This window comes from Tychonema sp. LEGE 07196 (assembly GCF_963890365.1).
In the GTDB taxonomy this organism is placed as follows: Bacteria; Cyanobacteriota; Cyanobacteriia; order Cyanobacteriales; family Microcoleaceae; genus Microcoleus.
Genome location: NZ_CAWPRX010000162.1, coordinates 1 through 5,680 on the forward strand (window position 1 = coordinate 1; position 5,680 = coordinate 5,680).

Here is a 5,680-nt window from a genome sequence, read left to right on the forward strand (position 1 = left end):
CCCCTTGTCCAGGGGGGGAGCAAGAGTCACCGCGAGCCGATTTGGCGGTAGTCGATGTGTCGTTTATTTCCCTAGATAAGATTTTACCGGCGCTGTGGGAATTGTTGGCACCGCCGCGAGAAGCGGTATTGTTGGTAAAGCCGCAGTTTGAAGTTGGGCGCGAGAGAGTCGGGAAAAAAGGCGTAGTGCGAGACTCAGCAACTCAAGCCGATGCGATTTTTCAAGTGTGGAAAGCAGCCACAGCTTTAGGATGGCAGCAACGGGGCTTAACGTGGTCGCCTTTACTTGGCCCGGCCGGTAATATCGAGTATCTTTTATGGTTGGGGATCGATCGCCAAGAGGAACCAGAGCCGGGGGCGATCGAAGAAAGTGTTGTCAAGGAAAGCATCGCACAAGTCGCAAAAGCGGCAGCGCGGGAACTTGTCAATCGATTTTAGATTTTAGATTTGAAATTGACTTCAACCGATCGAGCTAATCAATTTTAAAAGTCAAATTTGGAGAGCAAAACTTATCTAAAATTTGAAATTGTTTTGTCAATCAGACTCCTAAACTTTCACAAGAGTGAATAATTCCATGCAGCCATTAAAACAAGCCGGTTCAATTTTTCTGTACATTCTAGGGGGCATCGGGTATTTAGCAATTGTAGCTACTATTGTAGGCGTTTCAATTCTGATCAAATTCGCAGCCCTGCTGCTGGCGGACAAATTATTATATACAATTCTGATTATCGGTGATTTGTTGAGAGGCATCGAAATTATTGAACTGTTAAATATTTTAATATTTGCTTTTATCGGCATGGGATTTGGGGTTGCTACAAAACTTTTAATTCCTGAATACGGCCGTAAAATTAGTGCAGCATTATTAATAGTTGTAGTTCCCTTAGTTTTCATGATTACGCCAGTAATTAGATATAATTCTTGGTTAGAAAAAGTCGGAGAATCGGATAACTTATTGCCTGCAGAAACAGCAACATTAACTAACTCTTTTTTGCAGAGAAAAGTAGGATTGCAAGGTTTTCTCGGTTATTACGTATATACTGGTCAGTTTCCGGTAATTCCGACCAAACAATCGGAGATGAAAGACTTAGACAGCTTTGAAAAAAAAGTTAATTCCAGATTTGTGCAGTTAACAGGTGTTGCTCCTACCATTGTTACCTGGTCAATGCGGATTTGTTTTTGGCTGATCAGACTATTTTACTTTTCTATAGCGGCAATTGCCACGATCGCCCATTTTAGGGAAGGTGTGAGAATCGCGGGAAGGTAACACGATTTTAGATTTTAGATTTTAGATTTTAGATTTTAGATTGAAGAATTGGGAATCCTATCAAATCAGGTAGCATCGGAATTAATATTACCCACCATCAGGACACGGCAATGCCGTGTCCCTACAATTAATCCGGGTAGGGAAACGGCACTGCCGTGTCCTCCGTTTATATCATTCCGGTGCCACCGGAATTAATATCAGTTGACCAATTTTTATGAAGATTTGAAGCACTGTATAAAGTTCGTTGGTTAGAGGAAGCGGTGAAAATATTCTTGATAAGTCATATTGAGGTGGATTCTGAAAGTCTAGCTTGACGAATACAATTTCACTGCCATTTGTCATCGCAGCAAAACTCGGTCTATCCTTCCGGGGATTGGCTGTCATGTATGCTAGTGTTTGGGGAAGCGCAGACATTACTGAGATGGTGGTGCGCTTCGACTCTAAAAGTGTCACCCAAAACTGATTTTGCATCACTAAAACATCAATCCGTCCTTTAAGAGTTTCTATTTCCTCATCCTGCTCATCTAAAACAATTTGTACAGATTTTTCAGCAGTCATTTTAAAAGGTGAATCGTAAAAACCCGCTCGTTCCAAGAGAGGCGAACCCATTATTAGCGTGACGGTTCCTTCTGTCAGACTTCCATCATTGAGATGATAGAGATATCTGCGCCGAATCAAATTAAGACTGGCTCGATCGGCTTCAGTAATTTCGGGTAAATCTGTATACCATTCTGGGAAAAATTCCTCGGATTCTGTTCGCGCAATATTGAATCGAGATTCAACATCTGCTAAAGTTTGGATGATTTCAGTAATGGCTGTTGTTTGTGTCATATTTTAAATTCTTGCTGGAGGCGATCGATAATTGTATTGCGCTCGATGGTGGCGAGAATTTCTTGAATTACCGTATCTTGTCCCAGAGGGCCCCAAGTGCAGCCTTTTTCTAAATAAACTTGGGCGGCGCGACCGACGGCGTAGGTTCCGTAAGCTGCTAAACTAGCTTGAGTGACAGCGACTCCGGCAAAAGTAGAAAAGCCAATTTGTGGAGCAGCAGCAGCGGCACTTTTGCCAAATCCCAAGAGAAAACTGCTACCTAATTCTCCCAAAAGTACGCCGCCTGCGCTAGAGAAAATAGTCTGCCAAAGTTTGCCGGCTTCGTAACCAGTCATGGGTAAACCGTAAAGTCTGGATAAGGAGCGAATTAAGGCTAAATCTGCGACGGTTGCTCCCATGACATCTAGGAAAGCAATGGGATTTATCCCCACAGCCAAAGCTTTGTATTTGGCAAATTGCCAGATTAAATCGTCGGCTTCTGTTTGCCGCAATTTGAGAACTTGACGAGCAATGTTTGCTTCGGCATCTCTAGCTTCTACTAAAGCATTGAGAGCGAGGAGCGATCGCCCTTCTCTGTTAAGAATTGTCAAAATTTTGTGCTTGAGTTGGTCTATCTGGGGGGGAGGCGACTCCCATTCGTGGGTGACACTTCCATCTGACCATTCGACGCGCACTTGCACCGGTGCGGGTTCGGCGGCTACCATGACTATTTCTAAAGATTTAGCAATTTTAGGAGCGGATTTTGGTGTAGATTTAGGAGATGGGTTGTTTGGGTCGGACAAATTTTCGCTATTTGTTTCATCTGCTACCGAATCTGCTGCTAACTCTTCAGAATTTCCAAGTGATTGCAAACTTTGGTAAATAGCTTTTCTGTCTAATTCTGGATACAGGTCAATTTTATTAAAAACTAAAATCAGCGGTTTTTGAGCTGTTTGCAATTCGCACAAAGCTTGATATTCAGTGCGGGTGATATCGCCAGCCACGACAAACAGAATTAAGTCAGCTTGGCGAGTGACTTGTTTTGCCATATCGCCGCGCACTTCGCCGCCAACTTCATCAATTCCGGGAGTATCAATTAACTCTACTTGAATCCCCCCTGGCCCGCCCTTACTGAGGGGTGGTTCCATAGGCCCGCCCTTACCAAGGGGCGGTTCCATAAGCCCCCCCTTACCAAGGGGCGGTTCCATAAGCCCCCCCTTACCAAGGGGCGGTTCCATAAGCCCCCCCTTACCAAGGGGCGGTTCCATAAGCCCCCCCTTACCAAGGGGGGGTTGGGGGGGTTCTACACTGTCAAGCAGGGGCAAAGGCACGCTCCAGCGCACGGAACGCGGCCACTGAGTAACGCCGTTGAGAGGGCCTGTTTGGAGAATTTTTTGACCCAGAAGCGCGTTTAATACCGCTGATTTGCCGCGGCTGACCATGCCGAAAGTGGCAATGCGAATCACATTGCGATCGAGCTTTTCTGAGGTGTAACTTAAGATATCTAACTGAGTTTGCAGCGCCGCTTCTAATTCTGTGTTGTTCGAGTTTTTTTTGCCTTGGCGCAAGTGAGAATACCGCGCGAGGGCTTCACGCAAACTGGCACGGGCTAGGGACAAGCGATTTTCTTGGATGGAATTGTCAGCCATTGGCGATCGGCTTTTTTAAGCAATGTAATTGAGCGTCGAACTATAACATTCTATTTCTTATTTTAATACAATTTTTGATAAATTTCTATTTTTTTATTGGGGAGTTTTGCGAAAAATATTGAACGGGCAAGATGCCCGTTCCACAATCAACAAAACTTTCTTGTGGAACAGGCATCTTGCCTGTTGCTTTATTTCAACTTAATTGACGGCTGAATTTACCGCCTCGGACTGAGACATTTGAGGCGCGAGACGACTCGCCACTTGGTTGATGAAACCTTGCAAGAAGGAAACTTGCTGGTTTTGCATAAATACTGCTTGCAAAGTTTTCGTCAGTTCCGTAAGATTGAAGATGCCTTTAGCATTTTCCAATTCTTGAGTTGAGAAATATTCAATCAAACTCAGTCCGGCTATTCTGGTGAAGTAGGCTGCACTAATTCCCTGCACCGCGCCTCCTGCTGCATAGGTGACGGCATTGCTTTTCAGCAGTCCAGTAATAGTTTGGGTAGACAGTTCTACTAATCCCAGTTTGAACATTTGGGTTGCTAAAGTTCCCGCTACTGTTTTAGCTTGATCTAAGGAAAACTTTTGCTGGTAGATAGCGCCGAGGTCGATGACGAGTTGGGTGCTGATGGCGGTTGTTGCTAGCAAGTCTAAGGCGGGAACTGGGTTAGCAAAAACGGCGGCGGCGGCGATGTACTGATATTGTTCGATGATGGGAATTGCCCGATCGCGCCTGACTGCATTTAATAAAGTTTTCGCCTCTAATTTAATAGTTGCAGCTTCGCGTACCGCACTCGCCCAGACTAACTGTTGCCGTTCTTCGGTTACGATTTTAGTCAATCTTGCTGTCAGCGGTTCGAGTTGAGAAACTTGATTTTCGATCCGTTCTTTAACAGTGCCGTCTGCTTGGTGCTGCCGCACTTTAATAGAATTTGGGGAAGCTGCGATCGCAATTATATCTTCTGTTCCCAATATTCCTTGCATTCTTTGGTGCAACTGCTGCAAAACTTGCGACTGCTGCGTTGGCAAATATTGGTCTAGTTTGTTCCAGACTAGCAGCACGCGCTGACCTGCTGAAATTAGCTGAGATAATGTTTTAAATTCAGAATCCGTAATGTCGCCCGCTGTCACAAACAACACTAAATCACCGCTGATTTTAGCATCGACATTTGTGGTATTGGTAAACAGCGGTGCTGTTTCTGAGAAAATCTGTTGTGACGGTTGTTGGGATGCCCAATTAGAATTTAAAACTTGAATTAAGGCAGTTTTGCCGACAGCTTTGCCGCCGCTTACGGTAATCCGCAAGTCTTGTCTGTCTAATTCCGCTTTGAGCCGATCGAGCTTTGCTGTTAGATTAGCCGGATTTGCCGAGTTTTGAGCTTCCTGAGCTAGCAAATTAATGGCGGCGGATGCCGTGGCGATCGCTTTTTCGGCTGCTTCCCGGTTGACCAGGGGTTCGGGGAGTGCGAGTTCGAGTTTGGGGGATTGTTGCTTCCACCACCAATAACCCGCACCGGCGGCCGCCAAGCCGATGAGTGCCGTTTCGCCCATTTCTGAACCCGAATGCTGTAGAGTTTCCAGCAGCCACAGCGCCGCTGAAAGTCCTATTCCGCCTATCAAAATCGGTCGCCGCAAGTTAAGTGTCATTGTTACCTTCCTGTGGGTATTATTGCCAAGCTTAACCTTAACGGGCTTGGTCTTTGTCCCTATATTCCATCGTACCTCTGGGATATCGAAACTGGCAGGCGGGATACCGGTGCGGATTACACCCTCAAGTTTTTGGACAAGGGCCAAATCTACTTTCATACCATTTTTCTGACCTATGTGCTATGGATGAAGTCTTAGCCCCCCCTTAACAAGGGGGGGTTGGGGGGGTAATATCTAGCGCTACTTTATTTCATTGGTATCGGCATAAATCACAGGATCGATCGCAGTTGTCAAGTCGAACTACACAGATA

5 protein-coding genes are annotated in these 5,680 nt (G+C 45.4%); 2 read left to right on the plus strand and 3 right to left on the minus strand.

Translation table 11 applies throughout. The features are described from left to right. A partial coding sequence (locus AACV78_RS18735; protein WP_339383715.1) for an SAM-dependent methyltransferase occupies positions 1 to 437 on the plus strand: 437 nt, incomplete at its 5' end. Positions 438 to 573: 136 nt separating this feature from the next. Continuing rightward, a complete protein-coding gene (locus AACV78_RS18740; protein WP_194013001.1) occupies positions 574 to 1,263 on the plus strand; it encodes a hypothetical protein in 690 nt (229 codons plus the stop codon). Between the two features lie 171 nt (positions 1,264 to 1,434). On the opposite strand, the gene AACV78_RS18745 is transcribed toward AACV78_RS18740, so the two are convergent. The 3 genes from AACV78_RS18745 to AACV78_RS18755 all read right to left on the minus strand — a co-directional run bounded on the left by AACV78_RS18745 (position 1,435) and on the right by AACV78_RS18755 (position 5,369). After that, positions 1,435 to 2,094: a type I restriction endonuclease subunit R gene (locus tag AACV78_RS18745; RefSeq protein WP_194013002.1), complete on the minus strand. Its 660-nt coding sequence runs from the start codon at positions 2,092 to 2,094 to the stop codon at positions 1,435 to 1,437. Beyond that, entirely contained in the window at positions 2,091 to 3,722 is a 1,632-nt protein-coding gene (locus AACV78_RS18750; RefSeq protein WP_228042723.1) for a DUF697 domain-containing protein, read from the minus strand. The genes AACV78_RS18745 and AACV78_RS18750 overlap by 4 nt, the downstream gene beginning before the upstream one ends. A 198-nt stretch (positions 3,723 to 3,920) precedes the next feature. Beyond that, positions 3,921 to 5,369: a YcjF family protein gene (locus AACV78_RS18755; protein WP_194013003.1), complete on the minus strand. Its 1,449-nt coding sequence runs from the start codon at positions 5,367 to 5,369 to the stop codon at positions 3,921 to 3,923. Positions 5,370 to 5,680: the final 311 nt, after the last annotated feature.

Coding starts and splice junctions, on each gene's coding strand:
- AACV78_RS18740 (WP_194013001.1), top strand. CDS start 574: ATGCAGCCATTAAAACAAGCCGGTTCAATTTTTCTGTACATTCTAGGG.
- AACV78_RS18745 (WP_194013002.1), bottom strand. CDS start 2,094: ATGACACAAACAACAGCCATTACTGAAATCATCCAAACTTTAGCAGAT.
- AACV78_RS18750 (WP_228042723.1), bottom strand. CDS start 3,722: ATGGCTGACAATTCCATCCAAGAAAATCGCTTGTCCCTAGCCCGTGCC.
- AACV78_RS18755 (WP_194013003.1), bottom strand. CDS start 5,369: ATGACACTTAACTTGCGGCGACCGATTTTGATAGGCGGAATAGGACTT.